12 protein-coding genes are annotated in these 16,378 nt (G+C 46.3%); 7 read left to right on the top strand and 5 right to left on the bottom strand.

Translation table 11 applies throughout. The features are described from left to right. Window positions 1–3: 3 nt before the first annotated feature. The 3 genes from DXD04_RS02905 to DXD04_RS02895 are packed head-to-tail and all read right to left on the bottom strand — an operon-like array spanning window position 4 to window position 2,978. Window positions 4–591, bottom strand: coding sequence for an indolepyruvate oxidoreductase subunit beta (locus DXD04_RS02905; protein ID WP_117670697.1), 588 nt, complete (start codon window positions 589–591; stop codon window positions 4–6). Beyond that, window positions 588–2,201 carry a thiamine pyrophosphate-dependent enzyme gene (locus tag DXD04_RS02900; protein ID WP_117670695.1) on the bottom strand — a complete coding sequence of 538 codons (1,614 nt, stop codon included), beginning with the start codon at window positions 2,199–2,201 and terminating at the stop codon, window positions 588–590. Before DXD04_RS02900 ends, DXD04_RS02905 begins: the two co-directional genes overlap by 4 nt. A 12-nt stretch (window positions 2,202–2,213) precedes the next feature. Next, window positions 2,214–2,978, bottom strand: a complete 765-nt coding sequence (locus tag DXD04_RS02895) for an amidohydrolase (protein WP_117670768.1) — start codon at window positions 2,976–2,978, stop codon at window positions 2,214–2,216. Window positions 2,979–3,341: 363 nt separating this feature from the next. On the opposite strand from DXD04_RS02895, the gene lysS reads away from it, so the two are divergent. The 4 genes from lysS to DXD04_RS02875 all read left to right on the top strand — a co-directional run bounded on the left by lysS (window position 3,342) and on the right by DXD04_RS02875 (window position 8,367). After that, on the top strand, window positions 3,342–5,069 hold the full coding sequence (lysS, locus tag DXD04_RS02890; RefSeq protein WP_117670693.1) for a lysine--tRNA ligase: 1,728 nt from the start codon (window positions 3,342–3,344) through the stop codon (window positions 5,067–5,069). A gap of 72 nt (window positions 5,070–5,141) precedes the next feature. Continuing rightward, a complete protein-coding gene (locus DXD04_RS02885) occupies window positions 5,142–6,137 on the top strand; it encodes an NAD(P)H-dependent glycerol-3-phosphate dehydrogenase (RefSeq protein ID WP_117670691.1) in 996 nt (331 codons plus the stop codon). A 15-nt stretch (window positions 6,138–6,152) separates the two neighbouring features. After that, window positions 6,153–7,502, top strand: coding sequence for a glucose-6-phosphate isomerase (locus DXD04_RS02880; RefSeq protein ID WP_117670689.1), 1,350 nt, complete (start codon window positions 6,153–6,155; stop codon window positions 7,500–7,502). Window positions 7,503–7,626: 124 nt separating this feature from the next. Then, complete coding sequence (locus DXD04_RS02875; protein WP_117670687.1) at window positions 7,627–8,367, top strand: inorganic diphosphatase; 741 nt, start codon at window positions 7,627–7,629, stop codon at window positions 8,365–8,367. 65 nt (window positions 8,368–8,432) lie between these two features. Here DXD04_RS02875 and DXD04_RS02870 read toward each other — a convergent pair whose 3' ends face one another. Further along, a complete protein-coding gene (locus DXD04_RS02870) occupies window positions 8,433–9,638 on the bottom strand; it encodes an ROK family transcriptional regulator (RefSeq protein ID WP_022053483.1) in 1,206 nt (401 codons plus the stop codon). A gap of 189 nt (window positions 9,639–9,827) precedes the next feature. Here DXD04_RS02870 and nagB point away from each other — a divergent pair, with 189 nt between their 5' ends. The 3 genes from nagB to DXD04_RS02855 all read left to right on the top strand — a co-directional run bounded on the left by nagB (window position 9,828) and on the right by DXD04_RS02855 (window position 15,369). After that, window positions 9,828–10,619, top strand: coding sequence for a glucosamine-6-phosphate deaminase (gene nagB, locus DXD04_RS02865; protein WP_007561183.1), 792 nt, complete (start codon window positions 9,828–9,830; stop codon window positions 10,617–10,619). An 11-nt stretch (window positions 10,620–10,630) separates the two neighbouring features. Next, a complete protein-coding gene (locus DXD04_RS02860; protein ID WP_117670685.1) occupies window positions 10,631–12,616 on the top strand; it encodes a glucosamine-6-phosphate deaminase in 1,986 nt (661 codons plus the stop codon). Between the two features lie 116 nt (window positions 12,617–12,732). Beyond that, a complete protein-coding gene (locus tag DXD04_RS02855; protein WP_117670683.1) occupies window positions 12,733–15,369 on the top strand; it encodes a transglutaminase domain-containing protein in 2,637 nt (878 codons plus the stop codon). On the opposite strand, the gene DXD04_RS02850 is transcribed toward DXD04_RS02855, so the two are convergent. Beyond that, the gene (locus DXD04_RS02850; RefSeq protein ID WP_117670681.1) at window positions 15,353–16,102 is read right to left on the bottom strand and encodes a copper homeostasis protein CutC; all 750 of its coding nucleotides are present in this window, start codon (window positions 16,100–16,102) and stop codon (window positions 15,353–15,355) included. The two genes, DXD04_RS02855 and DXD04_RS02850, sit on opposite strands and share 17 nt — an antisense overlap. Between the last annotated feature and the right edge of the window lie 276 nt (window positions 16,103–16,378).

Here is a 16,378-nt window from a genome sequence, read left to right as displayed (position 1 = left end):
CTCTCAGAATTTCAACTGTTTGACATATTCATGACCTATATCGAAGGCACGATAGTTCATCTGCACCACTTCTTCGCCTTTTGATGCAAAAATACGGCCTACACTTTCGCGCAAAACTTCTGCATCCAGGATTTTCAGGAAAGGAGCGGCAGCCCCTAACAGAATGACATTAGCCGATTTTGGCATGTGGTTTTCTTTCGCCAGATTTTCCACATCCAGCACCACCACATGAGGCTGTGACTTCAATTCCTGCATCAGCTTTTCTTCGTCCGGATAGTTCGGAATGTTTTTGAAAGGAGCAGCCGAAGTAATAATCCATCCGTCTTTTGACAGATACGGCAGGTAGCGCAAAGCTTCCATCGGCTCCAGTGAGATAATCATATCAGCCGTTCCCAAGGCAATCAGGTCAGAAGCAATCGGGGCATCCGACAAGCGAAGGTTAGACTGAACATCCCCTCCGCGCTGACTCATTCCATGTACTTCGGCTTGTTTCAAGTTCAACCCTAAATGAAGGGCAGCTTCTCCGATAATCGTAGCGATGGACAAGATTCCCTGTCCGCCAACTCCTGAAAGTATAATATCTGTTTTCATTGTTTCTGTGCTTTTTGCTGTTTCAGTTTCCGGTTTAAAGTCTGCATACATTCCCTGCGCGGAATAATGACAGATACACCGTTGTATTCTATTTCCTCACGAATAACACGGGTAATTTCTTCCATGTTCTTAGGAAGCGGCACTACAACCCGCACATGTTCCGGTTCTACTCCCAAGCCCAGACAAATGGCTTCGAACTTATTGGTTCCGGCTGAATCCTGTCCTCCGGTCATGGCAGTAGTCAAGTTATCAGAAATAACCACCGTGATATTGGACTTGTCATTCACGGCATCCAGCAGACCGGTCATTCCAGAGTGAGTAAATGTGGAGTCGCCAATCACTGCAATAGACGGGAACAAGCCTGCATCCGCAGCCCCTTTGGCCATGGTAATGGAAGCTCCCATATCCACGCAACTGCTCAACGTACGGAACGGAGGAAGTGCGCCCAGTGTATAGCAACCGATGTCACCGAAAATCTTGGCATCCGGATATTCGGCAGCTACTTTATTCAGTGCATCGTATACATCACGATGTCCGCACCCCTTACACAAGGCAGGAGGACGAGGAACTACATTCTGAGCAGCAGCATAAACCGGTTCACAAGAAAGTCCCAGAGCCTGACGCACATTGTCTGGTGTCAGTTCTCCCGTACGGGGCAACTCACCACTTAAACGACCTTTCACCACATATTTAGAAGGAAGAATGCCTTTCAGCTGTTCCTCTACAAAAGGCTGTCCATCTTCCACTACCAGAATCTCTTTACAAGAGTCGGCCAGACGAGTCAAGGCTTCCACCGGTAAAGGATACTGTGAAATCTTCAGCAAAGGATACGGACATCCTTCCGGATAGTTTTCCATCACGTAGTTGTAACCGATTCCACAAGCCACGATTCCCTTCTCAGCCATTCCTTCCTGACCAGCCAACCGATTAAATGCAGACTGTTCAGCCTCATCACGCAACTTTTCCTGAGTAGCGATGGCTTCCACATACCGGCGGCGGGCATTACCGGGCAAGAGTACCCAATCAGAAGGAACCGACGGACGCCCTGTGCAAGTCACTTCCTTTCCTGACTCCTGTACTTCGACTGCCGCACGAGAGTGCGCCATGCGGGTAGTAATGCGCATCAGTACCGGCGTACGCATTTGTTCCGAAAGGTCGTATGCATACGACATCATGTCGTAAGCTTCCTGCTGGGAAGACGGTTCCAGAATCGGAATCAGGGCAAACTTGCCGTAAAAACGGGAATCCTGTTCATTCTGAGAAGAATGCATGGACGGGTCATCGGCAGCCAGTACCACTACCCCTCCATTCACACCTGTAATGGCAGAATTGACAAATGCATCGGCACACACGTTCATTCCCACGTGTTTCATGCAGACCAAGGCGCGTTTTCCTACATAAGAAACACCCAATGCAGCCTCCATGGCTGTTTTTTCATTGGTGCACCAGCTGCTGTGCAAACCGCGTTCTTTTGCTATAGGAGAGTTTTGAATATATTCCGTAATTTCAGTAGAGGGAGTTCCCGGGTAAGCATACACTCCCGAAATCCCCGCGTGAATGGCTCCCAGCGCAATGGCCTGGTCGCCCAACAATAAGCGTTTATTTTTCATATAATATAGAAATTAATTCAGTGTAAAAGAGTCGGCATCGTTCAATACCGGGAATTTTTTCCGGAACGATTGCAGTTCCTCCATATCAATCACAACTTCTGCAAAGCCTTCTTCCCCATCCGCACAGGCAGAAAGTGTTTTACCATACGGGTCTATGCCCGCTGTTCCTCCGCTATATTCGCAATAGGGATCCTTCCCGACCCGGTTTACCCCCAGTACATAGCACTGGTTCTCGATGGCACGGGCACGCAACAAAGCTTTCCAGGCTTCCACTCTGGGCGAAGGCCAGCTGGCTACATAAATCGCCGCATCGTAGTCGCCCCGGTTGCGTGACCATACCGGGAAACGCAGGTCATAGCAAACTTCCAGCAGGAAACGAACACCACGGAAATTCACAACCACCCGTTCCTGTCCGGCCGTATAGTGTTTGTCTTCCCCTCCATACGTAAACAGATGCTTTTTATTGTACCACTGCACGTTTCCGTCAGGATGCACAAAATAGAAGCGGTTATAGAACTTTCCGTTTTCCTCGACCGAAACACTTCCGGCAATCGCACAATTACGTTCGGCAGCTTTTTGCTTCATCCACCGAAGGGTAGCACTATCGGATGATTCGGCAATGCCTTCCGGCGAAGTACAAAATCCGGTGGAAAACATTTCCGGTAGAACAAACAAGTCTGTTCCTTGTGCGTGGGCACTGATGAGTTTATCCATGTAAGCCACATTGGCTGCAGGATCGGCCCAACAAATATCTGTCTGTAATAAAATAACTTTCATGCTTTTCATTCATTAGAAACGCCCAAAGGTAACAAATTAATCATAGAAACCAAAAATTAGCATCAAAATACTTTAAAGACACACGTAATTGTATATTTCTGCAAACGCTTATACAAAAATACCTCGACACGTTGCTGTCAAGGTCTCGACTCGAACGTGACGAGACATCCGCACGAACGTGTCAAGACCTCGTCACGTACGTGTCAAGGTAAAAACGTCAAAGCCACGATGATAAAACCCTAGCCTGCTGCCTGTTTTTCACGCAAGAGTCGTGGCTTTTTATTCTAAAAGAACCTTATAAATAGGGATTATTTGCAAAATGTTTTTTATTTTTGTGCCCAGAATGAGTTAATATACTAACAAATGAACGTATTAGAATTAAGCGAACAGGAAATAATCAGACGTAACAGCCTGAATGAGTTGAGAGCAATGGGGATTGAACCATACCCTGCTGCCGAGTATGTAACCAACGCTTTTTCGACTGACATAAAAGCCGAATTCAAAGATGATGCTGAACCTCGCAAAGTATCCGTTGCAGGACGTATCATGTCTCGTCGTGTAATGGGAAAAGCGTCTTTCATTGAATTACAGGATTCTAAAGGCCGTATACAAGTATATATAACCCGCGATGATATCTGTCCGGATGAAAACAAAGATTTATATAATGTAGTTTTCAAACGCTTGCTGGATTTGGGCGATTTCGTAGGAATCGAAGGTTTTGTATTCCGTACCCAAATGGGCGAAATCTCTATCCATGCACAGAAACTGACTGTATTGTCGAAATCAATTCGTCCGCTCCCGATTGTAAAATACAAAGATGGAGTGGCTTACGATAAGTTTGAAGACCCTGAACTCCGTTACCGTCAGCGCTATGTAGACTTGGTAGTAAACGACGGAGTTAAAGAAATCTTCCTGAAACGGAACAAGGTCTACAACTCTATGAGAGAGTATTTCAACTCGAAAGGATATATCGAAGTAGAAACTCCGATTCTTCAGTCTATTGCCGGAGGTGCTGCGGCACGTCCGTTTATCACTCACCACAACGCATTGGATATTCCATTGTACATGCGTATTGCCAGTGAGCTGTACCTGAAGAGACTGATTGTGGGTGGTTTCGAAGGTGTGTATGAAATCGGTAAAAACTTCCGTAACGAAGGTATGGACCGTACACACAATCCGGAATTTACCTGTATGGAAATCTACGTTGCTTACAAGGATTACAACTGGATGATGAAGTTTACAGAAAACATGATTGAAAAAATCTGTCTGGATGTAAACGGTACTACAGAGGTACAGGTAGGCGACAACATGATTAACTTCAAAGCTCCGTTCAAACGTGTAACCATGCTGGATTCTATCAAGGAATTCACTGGCTATGACCTGACAGGCATGAACGAAGAACAGATTCGTGAAGTTTGCAAGAAGCTCAACATGGAAATTGATGACACCATGGGTAAGGGTAAGCTGATTGACGAAATCTTCGGCGAATTCTGCGAAGGCAACTACATTCAGCCGACTTTCATCACTGACTATCCTATCGAAATGTCTCCGCTGACAAAGAAACACCGCAGCAATCCAGATTTGACAGAGCGCTTTGAGCTGATGGTGAACGGTAAAGAGTTGTGTAACGCATACTCTGAATTGAACGACCCGATTGACCAGCTGGAACGCTTCGAAGAGCAGATGAGACTGAGTGAAAAGGGAGACGACGAAGCAATGATTATCGACAAGGACTTCGTTCGTGCATTGGAATACGGTATGCCTCCTACTTCAGGTATGGGTATCGGTATGGACCGTCTGGTAATGCTGATGACCGGTCAGAGTACCATTCAGGAAGTGTTGTTCTTCCCGCAGATGCGTCCGGAAAAAGTAATCCCGAAAGATGCGCCTGCTAAATTCATGGAATTAGGAATCGCAGAAGACTGGGTTCCGGTAATTCAGAAAGCCGGATACAACCTCGTGACTGACATGAAGGACGTGAATCCGCAGAAACTTCATCAGGATATTTGTGGCATCAACAAGAAATACAAACTGGAACTTGCCAACCCCACAGTAGACGAAGTAGCTGGCTGGATAGAAAAGATTAAATAAATGAATGAAAGTGTATGAAGGACAAAGCACATGTCTTGTCCTTCATATCTGTTTTTCATTAAATATAAGAGTATGAAATTACCCGGGAAAATAGCGATTATGGGGGGAGGCAGCTGGGCCACTGCTATAGCTAAAATCATTTTAACCCAGGCTGAATCCATAAACTGGTATATGCGCCGTGACGACCGAATTGAAGAATTCAAGCGTCTGGGTCACAATCCAGCCTATCTGACAAGTGTGCGTTTCGACATGAAATGCATCAACTTTTCATCAGACATCAACAAGGTAGTGAAAGAGTCGGATACCCTGATCTTTGTCACACCTTCACCGTATCTGAAAAGTCACCTCAAAAAGCTAAAAACCAAGCTGAAGGATAAATTCATCGTTACTGCCATCAAGGGTATCGTACCCGACGAAAACCTTATCGTATCCGATTATTTCCATAAGATTTATGACGTTCCTGAAAACAACATAGCCGTACTGGCAGGTCCCTGTCATGCGGAAGAAGTAGCATTGGAACGACTTTCTTATCTCACCGTGGGATGCAAAGACATTGAAAAAGCCAAGATGTTTGCACGGCAACTGGCCGGGCATTACATCAAGACTTCGGTCAATACGGACGTAGCCGGCATTGAATATGCTTCTGTGTTGAAGAATGTATATGCCATTGCAGCCGGAATCTGCAGCGGTCTGAAATATGGAGACAACTTCCAGGCCGTGCTGGTGTCCAATGCCTTACAGGAAATGAACCGGTTCTTAGATACCGTACATCCCGTAAACCGCTGTACAAACGATTCAGCCTATCTGGGCGACCTTCTCGTGACTTCTTATTCCAATTTCAGCCGTAACCGCGTGTTCGGTACCATGATTGGTAAGGGATATTCCGTAAAAAGTGCCCAGATTGAAATGGAAATGATTGCCGAAGGATATTACGGAACCAAATGTATCAAGGAACTGAACAAGCACCTGCATGTCAATATGCCCATTGTGGATGCCGTCTATAATATTCTTTACGAACGTATATCACCAATGATAGAAATCAAATTATTAACTGACTCATTTAGATAAAATCAGAAAACAGTTATGGAAAACATTAATCTGAACATTGAAAAGACTTTAGATTTTATATCTAAGGAAAAATTGGCTTCTTATGAACCAAAGGTAAAAGCTTGTATGGAAACGCTGGAAAAAGGCACAGGCTTAGGAAACGACTTCTTGGGTTGGTTGCATTTACCTTCTTCCATCACAAAGGAACACTTGGATGACCTGAAAGCTACCGCACAGACACTTCGCGAAAACTGCGACGTAGTAATCGTAGCTGGTATCGGAGGAAGTTACCTAGGCGCACGCGCAGTCATCGAAGCTATGTCAAACAGCTTTGCTTGGTTGCAGGAGAAAAAAGCCGGACAGCCTACTATTATTTTTGCCGGACACAACATCAGCGAAGACTACCTGTTCGAACTGACTGAATTCCTGAAAGACAAAAAATTTGGTGTAATCAACATATCTAAATCTGGAACAACTACTGAAACCGCTCTTGCTTTCCGTCTGTTGAAAAAGCAGTGTGAAGACCAGAGAGGCAAGGAAATGGCTCGCAAGGTTATCGTAGCTGTTACAGATGCCAAGAAAGGTGCAGCCCGTACAACAGCCGACAAGGAAGGTTACAAATCATTCATCATTCCTGACAATGTAGGCGGACGTTTCTCTGTATTGACTCCGGTAGGCTTGCTTCCTATTGCAGTAGCTGGAATCGACATTGACCAGCTGGTTGCCGGCGCTTGCGAAATGGAAAAAGTTTGTGCCAACGAAAACATGTACGAAAACCCGGCTGCTTTGTATGCTGCTACTCGTAACGAACTGTATCAGAGCGGAAAGAAAATTGAAATCTTAGTAAACTTCCAGCCGAAACTTCACTACTTCATGGAATGGTGGAAACAGCTGTACGGTGAATCTGAAGGCAAGGACCTGAAAGGTATCTATCCGAGCTCTGTAGACTTCTCTACTGACCTGCACTCTATGGGACAGTGGATTCAGCAGGGTGAACGCAGCATCTTCGAGACAGTGGTTTCTGTAGAAACTCCAAGCCACGAACTTCACTTCCCGAGCGATGAAGAAAACCTGGATGGCCTGAACTTCCTGGCAGGCAAACGCATCGACGAAGTAAACAAGATGGCCGAACTCGGTACACAGCTTGCACACGTAGACGGTGGAGTTCCTAACTTGCGTGTAAGCGTTCCTTCATTGAACGAATACTACTTGGGACAGCTTATCTATTTCTTCGAAAAGGCTTGCGGAATCAGCGGATACCTGCTCGAAGTAAATCCGTTCAACCAGCCGGGCGTAGAAGCTTACAAGAAAAACATGTTTGCTCTTCTGAACAAGCCGGGATACGAAAAAGAATCTGAAGCAATCCGGGCTCGTCTGAAAAAATAAATAAACGAGAGTCTATCACTCCGTTTTTAATTGACAGGCACGAATTACATGAAAAGCACTCTTTCTTTCTACAAGGAAAGTGCATTCATGTAATGCGTGCCTGAATATTATAAACCATATCATCATGTTCCAACAAGAAATCAACCAATATCTTACCACCCATCATTATACACGCATCGACTTAAAGGCCGTATTGTTCGATATGGACGGAGTATTGTTCGACTCCATGAAGAACCATGCCACCGCCTGGCATAAGGCAATGAAGCAATACGGAATGAGCCTGAGCAAAGAGGAAGCCTACCTCCACGAAGGACGTACCGGTGCGGCAACCATCAACATCGTCAGCCAAAGAGAAAGAGGCTATGAGGCCGATGAAGAAGAAATCAAACGAATCTACCAGACCAAGAGCGACATATTCAATCAGTTGCCCAAAGCCGACCCTATGCCCGGCGCATTCGAGGTCCTGAAAAAAATAAAAGCAGACGGACTGATTCCGATGGTTGTAACCGGCTCCGGACAACTCTCGTTATTGGACAAGTTGAACCACTACTTCCCCGACATCTTCCAACGAGAACTGATGGTAACCGCTTTTGATGTAAAATATGGAAAGCCCAATCCTGAACCTTACCTGATGGCCTTGCAGAAAGCCGGCATACAAGCCAACGAAGCGGTAGTCATTGAGAATGCGCCGTTAGGAGTCAGAGCTGGAGTAGCTGCCGGTATCTTCACCATTGCACTGAACACCGGTCCGCTTCCAAACGACGTGCTTCTGCAAGAAGGTGCCAACATCCTGTTCCCCTCCATGGCTGCCTTCAACGAAAACTGGGAGACATGCCGTCAAAGTTTACAAGATACATCCCTATAAAGAAAAATCCCCGGAAAACCGAAGTACAACTTCACTTTCCGGGGATTTTTTATCTCAACAAAATTTTATTCCAATGCAAACAACTTACTTCTTGACAACAGAGAAGCTCCTATGACGTTTGCCTTTTCTTTCAGTTCCGACAATACAATATCCGAATCCTTATACATTAAATTCAGCGTATATTTACGGACTGCCGAAATAACCGGAGGCAACAAATACTCTCCTACCTTCGAGAATTCTCCTCCGATAATTACCTGTTCCGGATTGAACACATTAATCAGGTCACCAATGTGACGTCCCAGTTTCGCGCCAATCTCTTCCACCAGCTCAATGGCCAGCACATCTTCACGACGAACAGCAGAAATAATATCTGCTAAAGTTATTTCATCGATGGATTTCTCTTTCAGCAACACAGAGTTTTCTCCCTGACGCAAACGGGCAATAAACTTCCGATACAAAGCCGAGCAGGATACCTCCGTTTCAATACAGCCTTTCTTTCCGCAATAACAGATCTGCTGGTTATCATATCCGTAATTATGTCCAAACTCACCCGCAAAACCAGACATTCCCGAATACAGTTTACCGTCAATGATGATAGCGAGTCCCAACCCCCAGTTTACATTCACATAAATCAGGTTCTTCGGACATTTCTCCGAGCGCATGATATATTCTCCGTATGCCATTGCACGGCTATCGTTATCAATGCACACATTAATACCCAATCTTTCGGAGAACATCTCTGCCAAAGGTTTCTCACCAAAAGTCAGATGCGTATAGCTGCAGCCCGTTTCCGGATTTACTCGTCCGGTCATACCAATACAGATATTCAGAATCTTTGATTTGTCGCACGGAAGTTCATCGATAAATGTTTCTATTTCCTGACAGATATGTTCCAAACATTCCGGTGTATTTTCCAGCTTGAACGGAATTTCCATCTTGGTCTGAAGCACATCCCCCTTAAAGTTGATTGCCCCCAGGCTTAACGACTGTACCGCCATCGCTACCCCGATAAAATAGGCAGAATCCGCATTCAGTCCATACAAACTTGGATGACGACCTCCACTGGTTTCCAGTTTTCCACAATCGTTCACATATCCCTCCTTGCACATTTCATCCACAAACTTTGTCACGGTAGGCACACTTAGTCCCATCGATTTGGACAAATCTGTGATTGTAGTGCTTCCCGCATAAATCAGGTGCGTAATGATACGCTGCTTTACCAATGCACTTTTTACGCCTTTCTGTATATTCTTCAATAGAGTCTGACCCATATTTGTTATTTTTTATAGAAACATTTACAAATGTAGAATTTTTCTTTAAAAACTCATGCATAAAAAAACTATTTTTTTATTTGCCTTTCTGAGTAAGCTTTGATATATTTGCATGGAGTAAGAAAATTCTTATCACAAAGGAGAAAGAAACAAGTTAATTTAATTTCAATATTCAAAATTCTAACCACCATGAGATTAATCATTGAACCCGATTACAGTTCTCTGTCCAACTGGGCAGCAAACTATGTTGCAAAAAAAATCAACGCAGCTAATCCTACTAAAGAAAAACCGTTTGTATTAGGACTTCCCACAGGTTCATCTCCTCTGGGTATGTATAAGGCCCTGATTGAATTAAACAAGAAGGGAGTGGTATCATTCAAGAATGTAGTGACTTTCAATATGGACGAATACGTAGGCTTGCCGGAATCTCATCCTGAAAGCTACCATTCATTCATGTTCAATAACTTCTTTAATCATATTGACATCTGCAAGGAAAACATTCACATCCTGAACGGTAACGCAGCCGACCTGGAAGCTGAATGTGCCAACTATGAAAAAGAAATTGAAAAGTTCGGCGGCATCGACCTGTTCTTAGGAGGTATCGGTCCTGACGGTCACATTGCTTTCAACGAACCGGGCTCTTCACTGACTTCACGCACACGTGTGAAAACACTGACTACTGATACCATCATCGCTAACTCACGTTTCTTCGACAACGACGTGAACAAAGTGCCTAAGACAGCATTGACCGTAGGAGTTGGTACTGTACTTTCTGCTAAAGAAGTACTGATTATCTGTAACGGACATAACAAGGCACGTGCATTGCAGCATGCAGTAGAAGGCGGCATCACACAGATGTGGACTATCAGCGCATTGCAGATGCACCAGCACGGTATCATCGTATGTGACGAAGCAGCTACTGACGAACTGAAAGTTGGTACCTACAAGTACTTCAAAGATATTGAAAAAAACAACCTCTAATTCGCTGAATCATGAGAACCAATCTTAGCTCTCAAATTTCACTGAATCGCGTTTCCCCACGTTACTATCGTCCGGGAAACGCAGTAGAACGTTCTGTCCTGACACGACTGGAAAAAATCCCGACCAACATCTTCGAAACAAGCGAAGAAGGTGTGGTACAGATTGCCAATGAAATCGTCGCAAAGATACAGGACAGACAGCGTGAAGGAAAATTCTGTACCATTGCCATAGGTACAGGTGCTTCCCTGCGTCCGCTGTTCACCGAACTGATTCGGAAACACAAGGATGAAGGCGTAAGTTTCCGCAACGTGGTATTCTTCAACCTGTATGAATATTATCCGCTGACCGAAGGTGCTGGAAGCAGTTTCAGCCACCTGAACAAGCTTTTCCTTTCACAGATAGACATTGACCGCCAGAATATCTTTACAATGGACGGTAGCATCCCTCAGGAAGCCATCATCGAACACTGCCGTTTGTACGAACAGCGTATACAGACCTTTGGAGGTCTTGATATGGTTATCATGGGAATCGGACGTGAAGGAAACATCGGTATGAACGAACCTGGTTCACATGCCAGCTCTACTACCCGCCTGATTTTGATTGATGCAACTTCTCGTTCTGAAGCTGCACATAATATCGGTGTAGACAATCTTCCTCCCTGCTCCATCACCATGGGTATCAATACCATTATGGGAGCCAGAAAAGTTTATATGCTGGCCTGGGGTGAAGACAAAGCTGACATCATCCGAAGTGCAGTGGAAGACAAGGTAAGTGATACACTGCCGGCATCTTACCTGCAGCTTCATGCCAACACTTCTGTTTGCGTAGACCTGGCTGCGGCAGCTCATCTGACTCGTATTCAGCGTCCATGGCTGGTAACCAGCTGCGAATGGAACGACAAACTGGTAAGAAGTGCCATCGTATGGTTGTGTACTACACTGAACAAGCCTATTCTGAAACTGACCAACAAGGACTATAATGAAAACGGCTTGAGCGAACTGCTGGCTCTTTACGGCTCTGCCTACAATGCCAACATCAAGGTATTCAACGACCTGCAGCACACCATTACCGGATGGCCGGGTGGTAAACCGAATGCCGATGATACTTATCGTCCGGAACGTGCCAAACCGTTCCCGAAACGTGTGGTGGTATTCTCTCCGCATCCGGATGACGATGTAATCTCCATGGGAGGTACACTGCGCCGTCTCGTTCAGCAGGGACATGAAGTACACGTGGCTTACGAAACTTCCGGAAACATTGCCGTAGGCGATGAAGAAGTAGTACGTTTCATGCATTTCATCAACGGTTTTAACCAGTTGTTCGAAAATAGTGAAGACAAGGTTATCAGCGACAAATATGCTGAAATCAAACAGTTCTTCTCTACCAAGAAAGAAGGCGACATGGATACACGCGACATCCTGACCATCAAAGGTCTGATTCGTCGTGGTGAAGCTCGTACTGCTTGTACATTCAACCGTATTCCGCTCAGCCGCTGTCACTTCCTTGACCTTCCGTTCTATGAAACCGGAAAGATTGAAAAGAACCCGATCAGCGAGGCCGACGTAGAAATCGTGCTCAACCTGCTCCGCGAAGTGAAACCTCATCAGATTTATGTAGCCGGCGACTTGGCCGACCCGCATGGTACTCACCGCGTATGTACGGACGCTGTTTTTGCCGCTATCGATGAAGAAAAGAATGCCGGTGCAGAATGGCTGAAAGACTGCCGCATCTGGATGTACCGTGGTGCATGGGCAGAATGGGAAATCGAAAACATCGAAATGGCCGTACCGTTGAGTCCGGAAGAACTTCGTGCAAAACGTAACTCTATCCTGAAACACCAGTCTCAGATGGAAAGCGCACCGTTCCTGGGCAATGACGAACGTCTGTTCTGGCAGAGAAGTGAAGACCGCAACCGCGGAACTGCTTCACTTTACGACCAGTTAGGTCTGGCTTGCTATGAAGCTATGGAAGCATTTGTAGAATATAAACCTATTTAAGTGCATATCACATTTTAAGCCAAAAGACACAGAAACGCAGAAGTTCACCCCGAAAGGAAGAACTTCTCGTTTCCGTGTCTTTTTTATTTCTGTATTTACCAAATCTTTTTATCTGCATGAAAAAACTACTCATTCCCGCATTTGCATTTTGGCTCAGTTGCCTCTTCCCGTCGTGTACCTCGACTTCTCCCAACCATTTTCTGAAAGAGACCGACTACCGTAACAAAGTGGAAGCTGATTTCGGACAGAAGAAGGAGATTCTCAACCGGGGAAATCTTTTTGACATCTTCAATGAAGACATGTCGCTGGAGGAACGGGAAGCCATGATGTTCCTGTATGCCTACATGACTCCGGGCGATATTTCCGACTATTCCGGAGAATTCTACCTGAAAAATGTACGTCTGGCACTTCAGAACCGAAAAGAGACTTCATGGGGAGCCGGAATTCCCGACATGATATTCCGCCACTTTGTACTCCCTGTCAGAGTAAACAACGAAAACCTGGATAATGCACGCGAAGTGTTCCGCCAGGAACTGATGCCGCGTGTGGAAAAACTATCCATGTACGATGCCGTGCTGGAAGTAAACCACTGGTGCCATGAAAAAGTAATCTATACCCCGACCGACATCCGTACCAGTGCCCCGATGGCTACTGTGAAAACAGCTTACGGACGTTGCGGTGAAGAATCGACCTTCCTGGTAGCCGCTCTCCGTGCCGTAGGTATCCCTGCCCGTCAGGTGTACACCCCGCGCTGGGCACATACTGACGACAACCATGCCTGGGTAGAAGCCTGGGTGGACGGCAAATGGTACTTCCTTGGTGCCTGCGAACCGGAACCGGTACTGAACTTAGGATGGTTCAATGCTCCTGCCAGCAGAGGTATGCTGATGCACACCAAAGTATTCGGTGCATACGACGGACCGGAAGAAGTGATGAAAACCACTGCCAACTATACGGAAATCAACATCATCGACAACTACGGACAGAGTGCCCCCGTCACTGTCACGGTGGTAGATGCTCAGGGTAAGGCCGTAGAAGGTGCACACGTAGAGTTCAAGATTTACAATTACGCTGAATTCTTCACCGTAGCCAACAAAACGACCGACGCACAAGGAAAAGCATCACTTTCTGCCGGATTGGGCGACATGGTAGTCTACGCTTCGGCAAATGACCACTTCGGCTTGCAGAAAGTTTCTTTCGGAAAAGATAAAGAAGTCACATTAACGCTTTCTCACCGTCCGGGAGATGTATTTACCGATACCTTGCACATTGTGCCACCGGCTGAAAAAGCCAACTTCCCGGAAGTGACCGATGCACAGCGTAAGGAAAACAACCGGCGTATGGCTCAGGAAGATTCTATCCGCAATGCTTACGTAGCCAGCTTCCCCACCGAAGAAAAGGCCAAGGCTTTTGCAGAAGGACTGAAACTGGATGTGAACCAAACAAGCACATACATTCTGAAATCCAGAGGAAACCATGCGGACATCATGCAGTTCCTGTCGAATGCTGCGGAAAAGGGACAGGGTGCCCGTGCATTGGAATTGCTCAGCACACTGGCTGATAAAGACCTGCGCGACACACCTTGCAGCATTCTGGAAGACCATTTGTATGCTACCGATGCGAAAGCTGACGTAAAAGAAGTGCTTGCACCGCGTATTGCCACTGAAATGCTGACTCCTTACCGTACCTACCTGCAGAAAGCCTTGTCTGCCGAACTAGCCGCACAAATCAAAGCTGACCCGCAAGTGCTCATGAAATGGTGTAAGGACAGCCTGTCTATCCGCAACGACCTGAGTACGATATTCACCATTACCTCACCCGAAGGTGTATGGCGCAGCCGTGTAACCGACTCACAGTCCAGAGACATTTTCTTCGTAGCTGCTGCCCGTAGCTTAGGTATCCCCGCCTGGAAGGATGAAGTAAACGGTAACATCTGCTACCGCCTCAACGGAAAACCGGTATTGGTGGACTTTGAAAGTTCAGAAGGTGGAAGTCTGTCGGAAGGTGTATTGAAAGCTACTTACCAGGCTATTCCTCGACTGGACAATCCGAAATATTACACTCACTTCACCCTGTCGAAGTATGACAACGGCACATTCCAGTTGCAGAACCATCCGGAAGATGCCAGCTGGGCTTCTCTGCTGAAAAACGGAAGCAGCATGTCGACCGGTTATTATATGATGGTAACGGGTAGCCGTATGGCCAACGGAGGCGTATTGAGCCAGGTTTCATTCTTCTCTGTCGACAAAGGAAAGACCACAGTGACTCCTCTCTGCATGCGCAACAATACGGAAGAAGTACGTGTCATCGGCAGCTTCAATTCCGAAGCACTCTACACCCGTCCGGGCACCGATGAACAAGTATCTGTCCTCAACACTACCGGAAGAGGATATTACATTGTCGGCGTATTGGGCGTAGGTCAGGAACCGACCAATCATGCCCTGAAAGACATCGAAGTAAAGAAAGCGGAATTTGAGAAATGGGGACGTACGATTGTACTGCTCTTCACTGACGAAGCGGCCTATAAGAAATTCGACCGCAAGGAATTCCCTAACCTTCCGTCGAACGTAGTGTTCGGTATAGACAAAGACGGAAGCATTCTGAAAATGATTGCTGAAAATATGAAGCTGGGCAGCAAACCCACCCTGCCGGTGATTATCCTGGGCGATACGTTCAACCGTGTAGTCTTCGAATCACACGGATACACCATCGGCATGGGCGAGCAACTGCTCCATGTTATCCACGGACTGTAAGCGCCTCAATGGTGCGACGCACCTTTTCGGGAGTCGTGACCGGATGAGCATATTCATCCATATCCGTACCTCCCATCGACAAAGCCGGATTGCGAAGAAGCATCCGGCTTTCTTTTTGTTCGCGTGCCGAAAAATGGAACTCACCGGCTCCCGTCACACGGGCCAGTTCCGCAATGTTATGTTCGTTCACTCCGCAGCCCGGCATGATGATAATGCGGTCGCCCGCCTGCTTCACCAGTTCAGCCAGCAAAGGTGCCCCTTCCATGGCCGTAGGCATCTGGCCAGAAGTCAGCACACGGTTCACCCCCATGCCTATCAGTTCTTCAAGTGCCTCACGGGGAGATTTGACATAATCAAATGCACGGTGGAAAGTCACCGAAAGTCCTTTGGAAGCTTCCATCAGACGCTGCATGGCCGGCTTGTCCAGCTCGCCTTCCGGTGTAAGGCAACCGAACACCACTCCATCAGCTCCCGCCTGACGGGCAGCCCGAATATCTTCTTCCATAATCTCCAGTTCAGAAGGCGTGTACAGAAAATCTCCTCCACGCGGACGGATAATGACATGCAGACGGATGTCAATCAACTTACGGGCCACTTTTATCTCGCCCAACGACGGAGTAGTTCCACCTTCCGGCATGCCGGCACACAATTCTACCCGATGAGCACCTCCCTGCTGGGCAGCCACGCAACTCTCTGCAGAGTTCGCACAAATTTCAAACATGTAGTTTTTCATCTCTCAGTCAACTTTAAACAGTGATTTTTTTCACCCTCAGAAAAGGCCTTTGCATTTACCGGAAAACGCTTTGACGCTTCAATCAAAACGCAAGTACGTTTTACTTAAAACACAAGTGCGTTTTACATGAAACGCAAGTACGTTTTATATCAAACGCAAAGGCGTTTTAGCACAAACGTAGGAGCGTTTTTTCCGAAAGTACAAATCGCGATGTCTGAAGGCTGGTATCTATAAACAAAAAAGCTTATTAAACCGTTCTTTTTCAGTCTAATAAGC

This window comes from Phocaeicola plebeius, from assembly GCF_003437535.1.
GTDB classification, from domain to species: Bacteria; Bacteroidota; Bacteroidia; order Bacteroidales; family Bacteroidaceae; genus Phocaeicola; species Phocaeicola plebeius_A.
Note: the sequence above shows the minus strand (reverse complement) of the source record. Positions and strands in the feature narration are given on the sequence as shown.